Consider the following 16,561-nt stretch of genomic DNA (forward strand, 5'->3'; position numbering starts at 1 on the left):
AACAACAGTCTCGTTCGGCAAGAGGTGATTTTATAATGCAGATTGCTAGTCTGGCGGAGGTTGGGGTGACCAATGTGTCAACCAGCGATACGATTGATTCAACGTTCGCGGCCCTACAGCGGGCACAACTTGCGCGTCGCGGAAGCTTTACCTTGGAGGCTCGAATAGCGCAGCTCGACCAGCTGCGGGATTCAATTAAACGCCACGAATCAAACATCATTGCGGCTTGCGCGGCGGACTTTCGAAAACCCGCTCCAGAAGTCAAATTAACTGAACTCCTGCCGGTGCTTCAGGAAATTCGACACACTAAAAAACACTTGCGTAAATGGATGCGTCCGAAGCGAGTGGCTGCATCCGTTGGTGTTCTGGGCACGAAATCTTATGTTCGGCCAGAACCAAAGGGAGTGTGCCTGATTATTGCACCGTGGAATTATCCGCTCAATCTTGCGCTCGGGCCTCTCGTCTCAGCGTTGGCTGCAGGGAACGGAGCCATCATTAAACCCTCGGAAATGACACCACATACCTCAAAGGTGATTGCCAACATTGTCGCCGAAACCTTCCCTCCCGATCTGGTTTCCGTGATTGAGGGTGATGCCGCGGTAGCGCAGAAACTGTTGGCCTTACCCTTCGACCACATATTCTTCACGGGCAGTCCTGCGGTAGGCAAGGTGGTCATGGAGGCTGCCGCCACGAACCTTTCCTCAGTGACGCTGGAATTGGGGGGTAAGTCCCCGACCATTGTTGGCCCAGATGCCAACATAAAGAGGGCTGCAAGAAACATTGTCTGGGGTAAGTTTGCCAATAATGGACAGACCTGTATCGCCCCAGATCATGTTTTTGTGCACGTTAATATCGCAGATCAATTCAATGAAGCACTTAAAACGGAAATTGGGCGAGTCTATGGAAAAACACCAGAAGCCCAGAAATCGACCGCCGACTATTGCCGGATTGTAAATCGACGTCATTTCCAGCGAGTTTCAAACCTGATAGATGATGCCAAAAACAAAGGTGCAAGAGTCTTTGAGGGCGGTGTTACAGATGCTGAAGAGAATTTTATTGCTCCGACGTTGATTTCAAATGTATCCAGCGACATGGATATTTCACGTGAGGAGTTATTCGGCCCGATCTTACCCGTTATTGAATTCGACGATATTGATCTGGTTATCAAGAAAATCAACGATAACCCTAAACCGCTTGCGCTTTACATATTCGACAAAAACGAGTCTTTTGCCACGGATATTATCGAGCGAACGAGCTCCGGCGCTGTAGGAGTCAACCTTACAGTTGTGCATTTTCTACATCCGGGTCTGCCGTTTGGTGGAGTTAATAATTCCGGGATAGGGGCGGCACACGGTGAATACGGTTTCCGCGCTTTTTCGCATGAAAAGGCGTTGATGGAGGATAAACATTCTCTTATGCATCTTCTTTTTCCACCCTATACAGCCTGGGTCCGGCGTCTTATAGAGGCTGCTGTTCGTATTCTGGGCTGAGCATAATCAAATAATAAGAGAGTTATTATGTACGATTACATTATTGTCGGTGCGGGATCGGCGGGCTGTGTATTGGCCAATCGGCTTACGGCGGACTCTTCAAAGCGAGTAGCGTTGCTAGAAGCGGGCCCAAAGGATAAAAATCCACTCATACATATGCCTATAGGTATAGCACTCCTTTCCAATAGTAAAAAGCTGAATTGGGCTCTTGAAACCGAACCTCAAGAACATCTAAAGGAGCGCCGCCTGTTTTGGCCTCGTGGGAAAACACTTGGCGGGTCCTCTTCTATCAACGCCATGGTCTATATCAGAGGTCACAAAGCCGATTATGACCACTGGGGTCAAGTTGCCGGGACAGACCTCTGGGGATGGGATCGCGCTTTAAAATTGTTTCGTCGACTGGAAGATAATAAACGTTTTGGCGCAGATTCTTACCATGGGGAGGGCGGTGAGCTCACCGTAAGTGAACTCAAATCAGTCAATCCGTTGAGTCGAGATTTTGTTCGAGCGGCACCTCATGTAGAGCTCCCGATAAACACGGACTTTAATGGAGAGACGCAAGAGGGATTGGGACTCTACCAGGTGACACAAAAAAATGGTCGCCGTTGGAGTTCAGCGCAGGCATTTCTGCGTGTCGCGGAGAACCGGCCTAATCTTGATGTGCTAACGGACGCGCGGGTAACCCGGGTGGTAATGGACGGTAAGCGGGCAGTCGGCGTGACACTGAACCAGGGGGGCGAATATCGCCAGCTTAGACTCAATAACGGCGGTGAAGTCATATTGTCTGGTGGTGCGGTTAATTCACCACAACTACTTATGCTTTCGGGAATCGGTGATAGCGAAGAGCTTGGAAAACACGGGATCCCCCTTGTGCATCATCTCCCTGAGGTCGGCCAGAATCTGGTTGATCATTTGGATATTACGATCATGCACGCGGCGAACTCACGTTTGCCCATTGGCGTTGCTCCCAGTTTCCTGTTTCGGGGCGTGAGCGCATTATTCTCATATATCTTTGCGCGACGTGGATTTCTTACCAGTAATGTTGCCGAGTCCGGAGGCTTTGTTAAATCCGAGCGCTCGTGCGAACGGCCAAATGTGCAATTCCACTTTTTGCCAACTTACCTGAAGGATCATGGACGAAAAGTGATGGCCGGGTATGGGTACACCTTGCATATTTGCGATCTAATGCCCAGAAGCCGCGGTTTTATAGGTCTCAAAAGCCCTGACCCATTGGCCGACCCGTTGATTCAACCCAATTATCTCAGTAACCCCGAAGACATCAAAACAATGATCTCGGCCGTTAAATTTGGACGACGGATACTCGGGGCACCAACAATGGCTTTACATAGTAAACGAGAAATTAAGCCCGGAAACTCGGTGTCTTCGGACGGTCAGATTGCGGACTTTATCCGGGAAAATGCAGAGACTATTTACCACCCCGTTGGCACTTGTCGTATGGGCGCGGATCCGGATTCAGTCGTTGATCCGGAATTAAAAGTCAGAGGGATTGAAGGGCTAAGAGTTGTCGATGCCTCGATAATGCCCAGTTTGGTTGCCGGTAACACCAACGCACCCACCATGATGATTGCCGAAAATGCAGCCGACATCCTCTTGGGAAATGTTTAGGTTCAAACCCGGATTATGCCTTCTACATTGGACCTTAATGACGCCAGATACTCGCGTCAACCAACTACAAAAACGACAGGAGATAAACGTGCTTGGCCAAATGATGAACATGGAGCTCACCGTGAATTCCTTGATCGACCATGCTGCTCGCTACCATGGAGACGCTGAGATTGTGTCGATAGGAACGGATGGAAATCCCAGTCGATCTGACTGGGCAACTGTTTCGGAGCGGTCGCGACAACTTGCGTCAGCGCTTCGAACGGCAGGCTATGTCCAGGGGGATCGGTGCGCGACCATTTGTTGGAATAACGTGGGGCACCTGGAATGTTACCTTGGCATCTCTGGTGGCGGGATGGTGTGTCACACCATTAACCCGCGACTGTTTCCAGAACAACTCGTTTACGTTATCAACAATGCTCAAGACAAAGTCATATTCTTTGACAAAACGTTCCTTCCCATTGTTTCAAATATCCGAGACCGACTGGAGACGGTTGAGAAATTTGTATTGATGTCCGAACCGGACGAAGAAATTGCAGCGCAATTTCCAGGATTGTTGTTTTATGAAGAGTTTCTCCAGCGAGGAACGCCTAACGCGAATTGGCCTGAAATCGCCGAAAACCAGGCTTCAAGCCTCTGCTATACATCGGGCACCACTGGAAATCCCAAAGGGGTGCTCTATTCACACCGCTCCACCGTTCTGCACGCGCTGGTAGCTGCTCAACCCGACGCACTGAATTTATCGGCACGGGACGTGGTGATGCCGGTTGTTCCTATGTTTCACGTAAATGCGTGGGGGGTACCCTACATTACGGCGATGGTTGGAGCCAAACTGGTGTTGCCTGGTCCTGGCCTGGATGGACAAAGTTTGGTCAAGCTGATCGATTCAGAAAGCGTAACGATTGCGCTGGGTGTGCCTACAATTTGGCAGGGACTTCTCTCGGCTTTGGACGAGCTTGGCTCCTCGGCACAGTCGCTTAAACGGACGGTGATAGGGGGTAGCGCTTGTCCGCCCTCAATGATGTCGGAGTTTCGTGGTAAGTATGGCGTAGAAGTTGTCCATGCATGGGGAATGACAGAAACATCACCGATCGGAACCGTCAATGCACTGCTGTCGAAACACAATACTCTTTCGGAGGAAGGAAGAAACAAAATCCGTGAAAGCCAGGGACGGCCTCCCTACGGGGTGCAGCTCAAAATTGTGGGTGAAGACGGCCATCAACTGCCCGAAGATGGCATTGCTCAGGGAAATCTCCGCATCCGTGGTCATTGGGTGGTAGCCGATTACTTCGGTGTTGAACCAAATCAGACTCTTGAGGAAGACGGTTGGTTCGAGACAGGTGATGTTGCTTCGATCAATGATGATGGATTTATGACAATACGTGACCGCTCAAAAGATATTATTAAATCTGGTGGTGAATGGATATCTACAGTCGAATTGGAGGGAATCGCAATGGGCCATTCTGCCATCAATGAAGCTGCCGTAGTGGCGGCCTCCCATGATAAATGGGACGAACGACCGATCCTGTTGGCAGTAAAAATACCCGACGCAAATATTACTGAGGAGGAACTTCTTGCTCATTATCAAGGGAAAGTCGCCAAGTGGCAGATCCCGGATCGCGCGATCTTTGTGGAAGGATTGCCACGCAATGCCACTGGGAAAGTATTAAAAAACAAGCTGCGTTCTGAGTATGGGGAAGTATTAGTCAATAAACCGGCAAGCTAGCTTCAATGAGTGGCATTTGTGTTACGAAAAATTGCAGTTTTACCTAAAGCCAATTTGTTTTAATACCAAAAAGGATAATAAAAAATGAAACCTAAAATAATTAGTAAAGTCTCGTTAGTGGCGTTCCTTTTACTTTCACTTGCTGCGAGCCTGGCCAACGCTCAATCTGAGCCGGTTTACAGTAGAGGCGACTGGGTGGTTGGGCTGAATGCCACTAGAGTTCTAACCGATGAAGATTTGCGATCAGCCTCTGCGGGGAGTGCCCCCGTTCCAAATTCCAACCTGTCTATTAACAACGATACGACCGTATCATTCGACGTGTCGTATTTTCTGAGTAATCAGCTGGCATTTAACATTTTTGGCGGCATTCCCGCTAGTGCGGACCTCCAGGGCGAAGAGTCTCTCTCCGGTCTTTTTCTTGGTCAAACAGATTATGGTCCGGTAATTCTTTCGCTTCAGTATCATGTTTTGACGGGTAGCAACTTCTCTCCGTACTTTGGAGCGGGTGTAGGACGGATTCTCTTTTTAGATGAGAAGGATCGCGCACTAACCGACTTCGACGTCGAAGATACATGGGCCCCTGCGGTTCAGGCTGGTTTTCGCTGGAGGATACACAATAACTGGTCGGCAAATTTTGACGTTAGATATGCACCCTTCGAGGCGGATATCACCGGTAACCTGGGCCCGGCCCCTGTTCAGGCAAAAGTGGAAGTGGACCCCACTATCGTGAGCATCGGTGTTGCATATCGCTTTTAAATGCCAAGTATACCAACCGTCTGCATTTGCTGGTCGCTTTCAGCAACCTGCTGATTGATAAAAAACCTGCAGCGTAAGACCAATGCGCCCCTTTTCCGCCAAGATTGCGGAAAAGGGGCAAAAACCAGCGGTTATTCAGATCTTCCTTAGGTATATAGCCCCAGCCTTATGCATCATTTAAAGGTCTCGTATCGTTTAGTCGAGTAGTATATAGCCATCAGGACCGGCACGTCCTTACTATAGAAAACCTTTTCAGTAGTCCCGCAAGTTTCATTTAATCGAGCAAGTGTCTTAACATTAATACCGCTCGTAACTATCGGTTCTTGATGTCCACCATCAATAAGCCGGAATCTTACTGTGTTTGATTTACACACCGCTTGAAGCTTGCAGTCTGAAAAGCCCTGTCTTGGCTGCCACCACCCATCCGCATGAAAAAGCATATGCTCAGATGAACCAAAACAAGAGGTCGACACCGAATGGGCGATGTTGCTTATGAAGGATTGAGTGATCGGAACCTCTACCCATAATGGCCGATAGAGACTTCGCTTTTTCTTTGTGGGTAAAATCAAGTTCATATTTTCGTCGGTAATTGCAAGGTGAGGTTATTAGTGGGACATATAGAGAATTATTTCACCTACATGGACTCCCCCTGCGGTCAAGCAACGCCATTTGAATCCGAAGCGGTTTGAGACTGCGGCTCTACATTCGGCCTCTTTGTGGGCGTTTTTGCCCGGGCCAGGATGATGATGCGTGTGAGCGGGGACCTTATTCGTTAGTCGGCTTCGCTGAGCCGCAGAAATAAACAGGTTCTCCCACTCTCGGTCTGACCGTTCCGTCATCGCTTGCCGTTGCAAGACTCTTCTGGCAGGCTTGTTCTGCCTGTCGTTGGTGCTCGGTTTTAGCCCTCCACAGGCTGTGTCTTAAACTCGGTTTGATTCATGAGTAGTGCCCATATAATCCGGGCGTTCTTGGCCGCCATCGCAACGGCGGCCCGCTTGTATCCACGTCGTTCCACCAGGTCTTTGGCCCAGTCACTGAGTCGATCATTCTTATCCGGTAATTTTGCAATCACTGCCCGGGTGCCATGGATCAGCAGCGTTCGCAGGTATTTGTCCCCGCGCTTGGTGATTCGGCCAAGTCGCACCTTGCCACCGGTCGAGTATTGTCGGGGCACCAGACCCAACCATGCGGCAAAGTGTCGCCCACTTTTGAACTGTCTGGGGTCAGGCGCACTGGCCAGCAGGGCTGTTGCGGTCTGTGGTCCGATACCCGGTATGGCCATAAGGCGCTTGGCCTGCTCATCGCTCCGGGCCATCGCTTCGACCTCCCGATCGTAAGCCAGGATTTCTTCATCGAGCTGTCGAATGCGTTGGTTGATGTTGTTGATTAAGCGGCGAGCGAGCATGGGTAAGTCGTTTTCGGCATCCTCCAGGATTTCGGGAACCCGGCGCCGTGCGGCGTAACGGCCCTGGGGAATGATCAGTCCGAACTCGGCCAGCAGCCCACGAATCTGATTGATCTGCGCGGTGCGTTCTTTGGTCAGTCCACGGCGAATACGATGCAGGCACAGTACGGCTTGCTGGTCTTCGGTCTTGATTGGAACAAACCGCATATTCGGCCGACCTACTGCCTCACAGATGGCCTCGGCATCGTTGTCGTCGTTCTTGCTGCTCTTGCGATAGGGCGCGACAAACCGGGGTGCAATGATTCGGACATCGTGGCCGAGTTTGGTCATTTCCCGAGCCCAATGGTGGGCACCCGAGCAGGCTTCCATGCCAATCAGGCAGGGTGGGAGCTGAGCGATATAAGGCAACAGCTTGGGCCGGTTCAGTCGTTTGCGAACCACGACCTTGCCGTGTTGATCGGTGCCATGAATACTGAACACAGTTTTCGCCAGATCGATGCCAATGGTTGTAACATTCATGATGACTCCTCCTGCTTTTGATTGAAGATGTCAGACACCTTCAATGTGGCACATCGATGCCGTGGGAGCAGGGGGAGTCCATATCATTCGCTATGGTGCTCTCGGTTTACCAGAGCAACAGTAATGTGTCTGGCTACGGGAAATTCCGCCGGTTGTGGCTCACGCATCCTTTGCGCTCACTGAAAGCTGTCGGTCGTAGGATATGATATCCATAGGCCGTATGAGTTGTGCATTGCTTTCGCAATTTTGGGCAAACTAAGGGCACAGCTCTACTCGGTCGTCAATTTCAATTTATGGACTGACCGCTCACCAAGGACTTCAGTTCAATATCCGGATCCTTCAACATTTCAGGATTGACCTGCCTGCGTTGTTGAACGAGGGTCTTGCCGACCATAAAAGCGATGGGCAGGTTGACCGCATCAACAGCAATGACACAGCCATCGCGGAGATAGAACACCGCAAATCCCTTGTCTTCCGGGCTTCCGCGCAGCACACGCTGATCATGATATTGCGACAACCCCACCATCTGCAGACGCACGTCATACTGGTTCGACCAGAACCATGGAGCGCTATTATAGGGTTTCTTCTCGCCCATCAGGGTTGCCGCCACTGTCCGGGCCTGATCAACCGCGTTGGCGACAGATTCAAGGCGCTGCATCTTCTCGAAGAAAAGATTCCGGTGGCGGGTACAGTCGCCGATCGCCAGGATGGCTGGATCTTCTGTGCGGGTAAACTCGTCAACAATAATGCCGTCATCACAGGGCAGGCCGGCGGCCTCAGCCAGCGCGGTTTCCGGCACAACACCCACTGAAACGAGCACGATGTCGGCCGGTACAGTGCCGCCGCTCGCCAATGTCACGCCAGCCACATGCCCCTGATCGCTAGCTTCGAAACCGGTTACCGCCGTGTTCAGGCGTAGATCCACGCCAGCGTTACTGTGTTTGGTGTAAAAAAACTCCGACATTTCCGGGCCTGTTACACGCTGCATAAGACGCTCGGCCGCTTCCAGTACCGTGACATCAACGCTTTTTTTGGTAGCGCTGGCTGCCACTTCAAGGCCAATGTAACCACCACCCACGATGACCAAGCGTTTCCCCGGAACCAGTTGTTCACGCAGGGCATCCGAGTCAGCTATGTCATGTAGGTAATGAATGCCCTTCAAGTCAGCCCCGGGTGCGTTCAGGCGTCGAACGTGTGACCCCGTGGCCAGGACCAGTCGATCGTATTTCAATGTGCTCTGGTCCGACAAACTGATGGTCTTGTTGTCCCGATCAATTTGTTCGGCACGTACACCGAGCCGCAACTGATGGCCGGCGTTCTCGTACACCGAGCGCGGCTTGAGGTACAGCGACTCCTGATCCACCTCGCCTGCCAGGTAGTTCTTGGACAGGGGCGGCCGCTGATAGGGTGGATGTGGCTCTTCGCCCACCAGGACCACCTCATGTTGATATTTCTTTTGCAGCAAGGTTGTCAGGAGCGCACCTGCTGCGTGCCCGCCGCCAACGATGACTGTCGTCTCTTTCTGTTGGTTTGCCATAGCCTGTCTCTTTCTACTGTTCTTTGGAATCAGATTGATCAGAAGTCCAGATGCCAACTGAGCCCTGTGACGCCCGCGCGCGCGGAGCTCAGCCGACCATCTCCCCGGCATCCTCAAGTATCATCGCGGCACCTTTCTCGCCGATCATGGTTGCCGGCTGATTGGTGTTTCCGCCGACCAGCGTCGGCATGATGGAGGCATCGACCACCCGCAGGCATTGCAGGCCATGCACGCGCAGGCGCGGATCGACCACCGCCATCGGATCAACACCCATCTTGCAGGTGCCAACCGGGTGGTACGCTGATTCACCGCTGCGCCGTACCCATGCGGCGAGATCGTCGTCATTCTGCAGCGCCGGCCCGGGCAAGACCTCAACCTCGTGGTGCGGGGCAAACGCCGCCTGCGCCAGGATCTTGCGCACCAGGTGGACACCGCGCACCAGTCGCTCGACATCGGCGGACTCGGCCATGTAGTTGGGGTCGATCAGCGGCGCGGCAAACGGGTCGGCACTGTGCAGACCGACGCGCCCGCGCGACGACGGCCTAAGCCCGTAGATCATCACCGCGTAGCCATAACCGCTCATCGCGGTCTTCAGGTCTCGCCCGTGATCGTCGTACAGCATTGGCGCGAAGTGCAGCTGCAGGTCGGGTACCGGCTCCTCGGGCCGGGAGCGGATGAACCCGCCGGCCTCGGCGCCGTTGCTCGACAGCACGCCCCGCCGACCGCTCAGATACGTCAAAGCGCCCCACAGCCCCTTGAGCCAGTAGCTCGGATGCATCGAGATGCTTTGGCGGCTGCGGGCGCTGACGCGCACGAACACGTCGATATGATCCTGGAGATTCTGCCCGACGCCCTCCAACGCATGGCGCAGTTCTATGCCATGCCGGGACAGCTCCTCCCGCGGACCGATCCCGGACAGCATCAGCAGTTGCGGCGAGTTGAACGCGCCGCCGCAGAGCACAACTTCGCGCCCGGCACGAACCTGCGTCAGCCCCTTTGTATCGCGGTATTCGACACCGGTGGCGCGGGTGTCTTCGAGTAGCACCCGGGTGACATACGCGCCGCTGCAAACCGTCAGGTTGGAACGCGCCGTGGCGGGTTCGAGATAGGCCCGCGCGTTGCTACAGCGTGTGCCGTCTTTCTGGTAGGCGTAGTAGAAGCCCACGCCCTCCTGCTCACTGCCGTTGAAATCTGTATTGAGCCGGTACTTTGCCTGGGTCGCCGCCTCGACAAACGCCGTGCTCAGCGGATTGGTATAGCGGCGCTCGGCAACGTTCAGCGGACCACCCTGACCATGAAATTCTGCCTCATTCGGCGTAAGTTTGGGCTCGAAATGTTCCGATCGGCGGAAGTAGGGCAACACCTCGGCGTATGACCACCCTTTGCACCCCAGCCGTGCCCACTCGTCGTAGTCCCGGGCATGCCCGCGAATATAGACCTGCGCGTTCATGCCGCTGGAACCGCCAAGCATCTTGCCCCGCGGCTGAAAAAGCGCCCGGTCGTGCATGTGACGCTGCGGTTCGGTATTGAACTGCCAGTTGTAGCGGCGGCTGAACATTAGCTGCAGGAAACCCAGCGGCATGTTCACGAAAGGGTTGCGGCGGCTCTCCGGACCGGCTTCAAGCAGCAGCACAGAATGGCGACCGCTCTCCGACAGGCGGCTGGCGACAGCACATCCGGCCGAGCCCGCGCCAACCACGACATAGTCAAATTGTTCGGTCGTCATCCTGGTTAGCCTGTTCATTAACTTTTTGGTGTCAGCTGGACCATCAGCTCCGAATAGCCCCGCACGAAGTTGGACTGCACGCGCTCCGGCTCGCCGACGACTTCGATCTTGTCAAAGCGTTTGAGAATCTCTTCCCATAGGATACGCAGTTGCAATTCGGCCAGGCGGTTGCCCATGCAACGGTGAACACCGTAGCCAAATGACATATGGTTTCGTGCGTCCTTGCGATCGATAATGAAGTGATCGGGGTCTTCGAACTTGCGCTCGTCACGGTTGCCCGAGGCGTACCACATCACAACGCGATCGCCCTTTTTGATGGTCTGGCCGCCCAGCTCAACATCTTGCTTGGCGACTCGGCGCATATAGGCCAGCGGCGTTTGCCAGCGGATGATTTCCGACACCATGTTCGGAATCAGTTCCGGTTTTGCCTTCAGTTTTTCGAGCTCCTTTGGGAATTCGTTCATGGCCACCAGGCCACCACTCATTGAGTTGCGAGTGGTATCATTGCCGCCAACGATAAGCAGCGTCAGATTGCCGATAAACTCCATCGGGCGATTGATCAGATCTTTGGTGTCGTCGTTGCTCTGTAGCAGGCTGATCAAATCGAAACCGGGCTCTTCGCCCGCCGCGCGGCGCGCTTCCTTATCCCTCCAGAGCCTGGAGAAGGACCAGGCCATGTCAGCCGCGTCGTCAAACATGATCTCTTCATCGGCATACTCGCCGCCGGTTGCCGATGCTGCCCCGGCCATCCGATCCGACCACTCAACCAGCTTGTGACGTTCCTCGTAAGGAAAATCCAGAAGGGTTGCGAGCATGCGACCGGTGAGTTCCTTCGATACAGTGGGCACCCAGTTGAAGGGCTGGCCCAGAGGCAGGCTGTCAAGCACATCGCCGGTACGCGATCGGATCAGCTCCTCCATTTCCTTCAGGTTCTTCGGTGCCACCACGCCTTGAACCGAGCTGCGCTGCACATCGTGTTTTGGCGGATCCATGGCTATGAACATTTCCACCGACAGCCCCTCTGGAGGGTCACCCAGAATGATTTGCGGCTCGGCGGAAAACAGGTCGTGACTCTTATCCACGAACATGATGTCTTCAAAGCGAGTCACCGACCAGAAGGGGCCGAAGGGGCTGTTCTTCTGGTAATGGACCGGAGCCTCATCACGCAACCGTTTGAAATAGGCGCGCCACTGATCCTGCCGATATAAAAACGGATTGCTGACATCGATGTCCTCAAGGGCCAGCGTGTTAACGTCCGGGATGGCTGATTCAACAAATTCGGGCACGGGCCGGCGTGGGCCGAAGGCCTTCTTCTTGGCGCCCATTAACAGTTTCAGCCCCTGGATCTGCCTGTGCATCGGCACCACCCTGGAGGTAGCATTAATCACTCGGGACTGAATGTCGTCAAATGTTTTGGACAGTGTTGGCATGCGTCCTCCTATGATCACATCTGGAACTCGGGTAAATGCACGGTCATGCCGTCCATTTCATCAGTAATGACCACCTGGCAGCCCAGGCGCGAAGTGCTTGCCCGCTCCGGGGTCATTGACAGCATTTGCTCTTCCTCACCACCAGGCGTACCTGTCTTTCTGAACCAATCGTCCGAGACGATCACGTGGCAGGTACCACAGGCACACTCTCCCCCACAATCCCCGTCAATACCGGGAATCAGATTGTCAACGGCGATTTGCATTACCGAGGAACCAGCTTTGAATTCAGCAACATGTTCAGTTTGATCATGTTCTATAAAAGTAATCTTGCCCATTATTGTTCTCCTGCCAGTAGTGTTCAGTAATAGATATTGTCTGTCTGACGACACTCCTGTCAGGTCATTTCTTGACAAGCTGAGGTCATTTAAAGACAAAATGACGATCATTTAGGACGGGGAAGATCGATGATGACGACGCAGAAGACGGGTGATTTGCAAAAATCCGGTCCCGGTATTCCATCGAATTACTCACGGCTCATTGCACGTGAGCTCGATTTAACAGCCAAACAACTGCCACGTCTGCTGCTCGGCACCGGGCTTGGTGTGACGCAATTCCTGAGCGAGGAAAGCCTGCTTACCGCAGCGCAGCAGGTGCGGATTCTGCGCAACGCACTGGATTTGTCCGGCCAGCCGGAATTAGGGTTATGGCTAGGCAAGCGACTGACCCCGGCAACCCATGGTGCGATGGGATTCGTGGCCTACAGCAGCCCCGACTTTCTCACTGCGCTGCAAGCGATTCATACTTTTCTGCCCACGCGCGCGAGCTTCATCCAACTGCATTTGCGGCAAGTCAACGAGCGCCTGGAATGTATTCTGGACTACCAGGAGTCGCTGGACGATGACATACAGCGGTGCCTGTCGGATGCGATGGTTAAGGCCCTTTTTGAATTTGGCGAGTTTATAATTGGTCGCCCTTTGCATGAGGCTGAAATATGCTTCGCTCATCCTGAACCCCCGTATCAGGCAATGTATGCCGATTTTTTGCCCGGGCAGATTCGCTTTGATTGCGACCAGTTAAAACTTACGTTGCCGATGTCGTTGTGTCAGGAACCGAATGCCTCCGCCAATCACGAAAACTATCGTCTGGCCTTGCAACAGTGTGAATCGATGCTTGCGCAACTTCAGTCGGATAAACCGAGCTATCAGACCCAGCTGAAGATGATGATGTTGTCCCGACCGCCCGGAACGCTCAGTGAAGACGAAGCAGCAGCCTCGTTGTTCATGAGCAAACGCACCCTGGCACGCAAACTCAAACAGGAACGCAGCGGTTTTCGGAAAGTTCGCGACGAGATTCTGTCCCAGCAGACAGCGACCTACTTGCGTGACAGCCAGCTGTCAATCGAGGCCATTGCCGCGTTGATGAACTATCACGACAGTGCCAATTTCAGACGCGCCTTCAAGCGCTGGTTTGACCAGTCGCCTGAGCAGTTCAGGCAAAATGTCAGATCACAAACCGTGCATCCGCATGATTAGCGATCATAAACAGAGGCTACTTGCTTGCGTTTGTGAAGCCAGAACCTATGCCTGCCCCCCTTTATTGATCACACCGTCCATAGCGATCTGCCAGATCAAGTCGCCAATGGTGTCGAGTGAATGAGCCCCGTTCGGGTCGAACCAGGTTGCAACCCAGTTGAGCGCCCCAAGGCCGATCAGGCGAAGCAGGCGGCCATCAATATTCTTGCGGACCACGCCCTGCGCAATCATTGTTTCGAGGATACCGGCCCACAGGGACTCGTACTGGTCACGCAGTTCGATGATTTCCTCGCGAGCCTCCGGGCCCAGCGCCCGCCATTCAAACAGCAGCACGTAAACCGCGTCCGAATCGACCAACAGGGCTCGCAGATGCGCGTTGATACAAAGACGTAAACGCTCAACCGGGTCATCCGAACTGGCGTAAGCCGACTCGACCTCTGCGGTAACCAGGTCCACCCCCCGGCGCATCAGCTCGACAAGCAGCGCTTCCTTGCTGTTGTAACGATAATACAGACTTCCGGGCAGCATATTGCAGGCCTCGGCAATCTCCTTGAGCGACGTCCTTTCAAAGCCTTTCTCACGAAAAAGCCTGGCTGCGTTAGACAAAACGTCGCCCTGGTCGCCCAGTTTGCTTGGAGGAGCCATCTGTCTGTTAACCATCGCTTAAGTATCTCCTCAGCAAGCCAGTTCGTTATTCATCAGAGCGGCCACCACCTGACTTGTTACACTGATCGTACGCCATTGCACGGGTGGCGTGCCATTTGCCTCAACAGATTCTTGACTTTTGGTTGGTTAACCAACCAAAATCCAGCAACAATGTTATTCGGAAGAAACTGACATGGCAATGACATATGACAATCAGCTGTTTCCCGCCACTTCCGCCCCTGTGCGAAATGCAAACCGGGGTGGGCAGATCTGATGACGGAGTCGAACAGAGCTCAGCACAGTGACGCTGTGACGACGGCGTGGCAGTTCACCGAACAGGTTCCCCACGGCAGGGATCTGGGTATGCAGGTTGTCTCTGTGAACGGAAACCAGGTCTGCATGCGCCTGACCCCACAGCCGTGGATGTTCGCCGAAGAGGATACAAAAGAAATCTGCACCAGCGTGCTCTACTCGCTGGCCGACTCCGCCGGAGGCTTGGCGGTATTCGCGGGGGCCCTGGAGTTGATGCCCATTGCCACGCTGGATCTGCGCATGGATTATCTGCGGCCCGCCATCGGCGACCGTGCCCTCTTGGCGGTGGCCACCTGTCGTCATTTAACGGACGAGGTCGCGTTCATCCATTGCGACATCCTCAGCGAGAGCGATAGTGCACTGTTAGCGACGGCAAACGCCACCTTCATGCGCAACACCCAGGGCCAGCGATTCCAGGCCGGTGGACGAAAAAAGGAGGGCGCATGAGCACGACTGGCGATTCGGCACAACCCATCTCAGGCCCTACCGAAAGCGGGAAAGAATGTTCCGACTGGCAGGCTCTGCTGGAGCGCATTCCCTACGCACGGCACCTTGGGCTTGAGGTTCAACGCGACGATGTAGGTCTAGTGGTTCATATGCCGTGTCGTGAAGCGCTCATTGGCAACTTTATGCTACCCGCCCTCCATGGCGGCGTGCTTGGCGCCCTGATCGAACTCACCGCGCGGGTCGCTGCGCAAAGCCAGGATACCGACAAACGTTGCCCACGCATTCTCGACAGCCACATTAACTACCTCCGTTCCGCGCAGGCCCGATCGACGTTCGCCAGCGCCGAAATTGTTCGACAAGGCAGGCGGAGCAGCCTGGTCCGGGTGACCTGCTGGCAGGGCGATAAGCGCAAACCGATCGCCAGCGGTCAGGTTCAGTTGTTGCTCCCGACAGTGGCGGCCAAAGAAGCAGATCTTCATGAACAATAAGCACAACAACCCTGAACGCGACCAATTCCAGGCGCCGGATGGCGCGGAGATCGCACTGTGGCGCTGGCCGCAATCCAAAGCGCGCCCCACGGTGCACTGGGCGCATGCAACGGGTTTCCATGGCCGCCTGTACCGCCCCCTCCTTGATGGGCTTGCCACGGACGTCAATGTCCTGGCCTGGGACATGCGGGGGCACGGGGCCAGCGCCGGTGCGGCGAACTTTTCGACATTCCGGGGCTGGGAAACCTACTATCGCGACATGACCGCTCTGCTGGGTAGCCTGGACGAGCCGGTCTGGCTCGCCGGCCATTCTATCGGTGCCACCACCAGCATCATGGCCGCTGCCCGACGGCCAGACAAAGTGCTGGGCCTGATTCTGGCGGAACCGGTGATCATGGATCCGGGGCAGGGCCTGAAGTTGTGGCTGGCCAAGCTGCTACGCCAGTCACATCGGTTGTCACTGGCCGCCGGAGCCGCACGTCGGCGCCGGGTATTCGACTCGCACGCTGCTGCGCTGGACAACTATCGGGGCCGCGGTGGCTTCAAGACCTGGCCCGATGCATGGCTGGAGGCCTACATCCAACACGCTTTTCTGCCGCAGGACGATCAAGTTCGCCTGGCGTGTGCGCCGGAGTGGGAGAGCACCACCTTTGCCCATACCGAACACAACCCCTGGCCCGGTATTCGTCAGTTGCGGTGCCCGGTTATCGCGCTGGCGGCGGAACGCGGGTCAACCTTCTCGCCGGCGGCGCAAAAACGTCTGCAGACCTTGTTGCCCTCGGCTGACGTGAGGGTTCTTGAGGGTACGACTCATTTTCTGCCCATGGAACAGAAGGAAGCCGTTCGCGATGCCATCCTGCAACTTGCTTTGTCCAGACACCGCGAGAACTGATACCCACACCTTGATTTTGCCAATCGGGACACC

General features: G+C 54.4%; 14 protein-coding genes. 8 read left to right on the forward strand and 6 right to left on the reverse strand.

What is annotated here, in order from left to right:
- Nucleotides 1–35 precede the first annotated feature (35 nt).
- The 4 genes from J122_RS15785 (at nucleotide 36) to J122_RS15800 (ending at nucleotide 5,595) form a co-directional block, all read left to right on the forward strand.
- On the forward strand, nucleotides 36–1,490 hold the full coding sequence (locus J122_RS15785) for an aldehyde dehydrogenase family protein (RefSeq protein WP_058091245.1): 1,455 nt from the start codon (nucleotides 36–38) through the stop codon (nucleotides 1,488–1,490).
- 27 nt (nucleotides 1,491–1,517) lie between these two features.
- Nucleotides 1,518–3,116 (forward strand): GMC family oxidoreductase, encoded by a 1,599-nt coding sequence (locus J122_RS15790; protein ID WP_058091244.1) that lies wholly within the window; start codon nucleotides 1,518–1,520, stop codon nucleotides 3,114–3,116.
- A gap of 37 nt (nucleotides 3,117–3,153) precedes the next feature.
- A complete protein-coding gene (locus J122_RS15795; RefSeq protein ID WP_236040830.1) occupies nucleotides 3,154–4,839 on the forward strand; it encodes a long-chain fatty acid--CoA ligase in 1,686 nt (561 codons plus the stop codon).
- A gap of 84 nt (nucleotides 4,840–4,923) precedes the next feature.
- Complete coding sequence (locus J122_RS15800) at nucleotides 4,924–5,595, forward strand: OmpW/AlkL family protein (protein ID WP_008170303.1); 672 nt, start codon at nucleotides 4,924–4,926, stop codon at nucleotides 5,593–5,595.
- 898 nt (nucleotides 5,596–6,493) lie between these two features.
- On the opposite strand, the gene J122_RS15805 is transcribed toward J122_RS15800, so the two are convergent.
- The 5 genes from J122_RS15805 to J122_RS15825 form a co-directional block, all read right to left on the reverse strand.
- Nucleotides 6,494–7,519: an IS110 family transposase gene (locus tag J122_RS15805; RefSeq protein ID WP_008170306.1), complete on the reverse strand. Its 1,026-nt coding sequence runs from the start codon at nucleotides 7,517–7,519 to the stop codon at nucleotides 6,494–6,496.
- A gap of 286 nt (nucleotides 7,520–7,805) precedes the next feature.
- Nucleotides 7,806–9,056: an NAD(P)/FAD-dependent oxidoreductase gene (locus tag J122_RS15810; RefSeq protein ID WP_041654915.1), complete on the reverse strand. Its 1,251-nt coding sequence runs from the start codon at nucleotides 9,054–9,056 to the stop codon at nucleotides 7,806–7,808.
- An 88-nt stretch (nucleotides 9,057–9,144) separates the two neighbouring features.
- On the reverse strand, nucleotides 9,145–10,782 hold the full coding sequence (locus J122_RS15815; RefSeq protein ID WP_225316732.1) for a GMC family oxidoreductase: 1,638 nt from the start codon (nucleotides 10,780–10,782) through the stop codon (nucleotides 9,145–9,147).
- 17 nt (nucleotides 10,783–10,799) lie between these two features.
- Complete coding sequence (locus tag J122_RS15820; protein WP_041654913.1) at nucleotides 10,800–12,212, reverse strand: cytochrome P450; 1,413 nt, start codon at nucleotides 12,210–12,212, stop codon at nucleotides 10,800–10,802.
- A 14-nt stretch (nucleotides 12,213–12,226) separates the two neighbouring features.
- On the reverse strand, nucleotides 12,227–12,547 hold the full coding sequence (locus tag J122_RS15825; protein ID WP_008170311.1) for a 2Fe-2S iron-sulfur cluster-binding protein: 321 nt from the start codon (nucleotides 12,545–12,547) through the stop codon (nucleotides 12,227–12,229).
- A 129-nt stretch (nucleotides 12,548–12,676) separates the two neighbouring features.
- On the opposite strand from J122_RS15825, the gene J122_RS15830 reads away from it, so the two are divergent.
- A complete protein-coding gene (locus tag J122_RS15830) occupies nucleotides 12,677–13,744 on the forward strand; it encodes an AraC family transcriptional regulator (RefSeq protein ID WP_014422290.1) in 1,068 nt (355 codons plus the stop codon).
- A gap of 45 nt (nucleotides 13,745–13,789) precedes the next feature.
- On the opposite strand, the gene J122_RS15835 is transcribed toward J122_RS15830, so the two are convergent.
- Nucleotides 13,790–14,404, reverse strand: coding sequence for a TetR/AcrR family transcriptional regulator (locus tag J122_RS15835; protein ID WP_014422289.1), 615 nt, complete (start codon nucleotides 14,402–14,404; stop codon nucleotides 13,790–13,792).
- 258 nt (nucleotides 14,405–14,662) lie between these two features.
- Here J122_RS15835 and J122_RS15840 point away from each other — a divergent pair, with 258 nt between their 5' ends.
- The 3 genes from J122_RS15840 to J122_RS15850 are packed head-to-tail and all read left to right on the forward strand — an operon-like array spanning nucleotide 14,663 to nucleotide 16,528.
- Entirely contained in the window at nucleotides 14,663–15,148 is a 486-nt protein-coding gene (locus tag J122_RS15840) for a PaaI family thioesterase (protein WP_014422288.1), read from the forward strand.
- Nucleotides 15,145–15,636 carry a PaaI family thioesterase gene (locus tag J122_RS15845; RefSeq protein ID WP_014422287.1) on the forward strand — a complete coding sequence of 164 codons (492 nt, stop codon included), beginning with the start codon at nucleotides 15,145–15,147 and terminating at the stop codon, nucleotides 15,634–15,636. Before J122_RS15840 ends, J122_RS15845 begins: the two co-directional genes overlap by 4 nt.
- Nucleotides 15,626–16,528 carry an alpha/beta fold hydrolase gene (locus tag J122_RS15850; RefSeq protein WP_014422286.1) on the forward strand — a complete coding sequence of 301 codons (903 nt, stop codon included), beginning with the start codon at nucleotides 15,626–15,628 and terminating at the stop codon, nucleotides 16,526–16,528. Before J122_RS15845 ends, J122_RS15850 begins: the two co-directional genes overlap by 11 nt.
- Nucleotides 16,529–16,561 lie beyond the last annotated feature (33 nt).

The sequence above is a fragment of the Marinobacter excellens LAMA 842 genome, assembly GCF_001574445.1.
Classification (GTDB): domain Bacteria; phylum Pseudomonadota; class Gammaproteobacteria; order Pseudomonadales; family Oleiphilaceae; genus Marinobacter; species Marinobacter shengliensis.